The organism is Moorena sp. SIO4G3 (assembly GCF_010692305.1).
In the GTDB taxonomy this organism is placed as follows: Bacteria; Cyanobacteriota; Cyanobacteriia; order Cyanobacteriales; family Coleofasciculaceae; genus Moorena; species Moorena producens_A.
Map to the genome: position 1 here is coordinate 1 of NZ_JAAHIG010000703.1, position 1,749 is coordinate 1,749.

The 1,749-nt window shown below is 44.4% G+C and carries 2 protein-coding genes; both read left to right on the top strand.

Annotated elements, in window-relative coordinates:
* Positions 1–727 precede the first annotated feature (727 nt).
* A complete protein-coding gene (locus F6J99_RS46110) occupies positions 728–1,267 on the top strand; it encodes a reverse transcriptase N-terminal domain-containing protein (protein WP_365975515.1) in 540 nt (179 codons plus the stop codon).
* Positions 1,252–1,641 (top strand): reverse transcriptase domain-containing protein, encoded by a 390-nt coding sequence (locus F6J99_RS46115; protein WP_365975517.1) that lies wholly within the window; start codon positions 1,252–1,254, stop codon positions 1,639–1,641. Before F6J99_RS46110 ends, F6J99_RS46115 begins: the two co-directional genes overlap by 16 nt.
* Positions 1,642–1,749: the final 108 nt, after the last annotated feature.

Genomic DNA, 1,749 nt, shown 5'->3' on the forward strand with positions numbered 1-1,749 from the left:
GCTGCCACCAACAGATACATTGGAGCAGGTCGAAAGACCAGAATATCTAGGAGCCGTGTGAGGTGAAAGCTTCATGCACGGTTCTGAAGGAGAGGTGCTCCCCTTAATAGGGGACATCGACTCTAACTCGTAAGATGGCGGTGAAAACCCGCCCCTTCAGGAGTGAAGTGACTCCCTACCTTGGCCACACCGAGCAGGCGACATCCTAGCAGAGTGAAGCTGGCAACAGGACGCAATCAGACAAGTCTCAGATGCTTGACACTGGTGTTAACGGGGAGGTGACATGGGTAACAGTAGCAAAAGTCCTGAAAAAGTGTCTAAGTAGGCAGCCGTAATCTGATAGAACCAAAAAGGCTGGATTCCCGCTATCATCACAACATTTTCTCTTTGATAGTTGTAATCTCCGATGAGGGAATAGGCAAATTGGGAACGAAGTTACCGCAAGAATAGTGGAGCCTTTATAGTTAGTCGGCTATGGGTAAAAGGGTTAAAAATTTTGGTGTAAGGCTCCACTATTCTAAGGTTTCATCTCCGGACTGCCCTAAATCACCATAACAATCTAGCGAACGGAACAAGTAAAAACGGCAGCAACAACGAGTCCGTAGACCGGTCGAATCTACGGTAAGTTATGTCAAAACTTAATCCTCACTGCCGGGTAGGATGTAGTCGAACAACTGGCTACGGGTATCCAGAATATACCAAACTAATGGAGAGTATAGGTAGACACATGTCTAACAGATATAGTGACCTCTGGAAGAGCCAAAAGTGGAAGAAACTCCGCCAAAATCTCTTCCGCCTACAGAAAAGGGTATATAAAGCGGTTCAAGCAGGAGACCTTAAGAAAGCTAGGTCATTGCAAAAACTGATACTAAAATCCCGTTCAGCCCAACTTTTGGCCGTCCGACAGGTTACACAACTCAATAAGGGCAAGAAAACGGCGGGAATTGATGGTTTGTCAAGCCTCAATTACCGTGAACGCATGGAACTGGTTGAAGCATTGAACCACCATGGGCACGACTGGCATCATAGCGGACTCCGTGAAATTCCAATCCCTAAAAAGAATGGAAAAGTAAGGATGCTAAAGATACCAACCATCGCAGACAGAGCATGGCAATGTCTAGTAAAGTTAGCCTTAGAACCAGCTCATGAAGCCACGTTCAGCAAGGATAGCTACGGATTCAGAACGGGCAGGTGCGCCCAAGATGTCCAAAGACGTCTATATAACCACCTAAAAGCCAGCAAATACGGGTCATGGTTAAAAAGATAATAGAACTAGATATTGAAAAGTGCTTTGACCGTATTTCCCACTCCTGCATAATGGAAAGGCTTATAGCACCATCCAAAGTCAAAACGGGAATATTCAGATGTCTAAAATCAGGAGTATCCGTCCAATTTCCAGAACAGGGAACCCCACAAGGGGGAGTCATAAGTCCTTTATTAGCAAATGTGGCCTTAAACGGCATTGAAGATGTACACACCAGTCTCCGTTATGCCGATGATATGGTATTCATCTTAAAACCAAAAGATGACGCTGATAAAATCCTGAATAAGGTAAAAACTTTCTTAGCAGAACGCGGAATGAACGTCAGTGAGAGCAAAACCAAAGTAACTAAAGCGACAAACGGATTTAACTTCCTATGAAGTTACCGTAAGAATAAAGAAGCCTTTACAGGGGACAGACTATGCAAAAAAGGGTTAAAAATTATTAATTAAGGCTTCTTTATTCTAAGGTTTCGTCTCCTGGGCTGG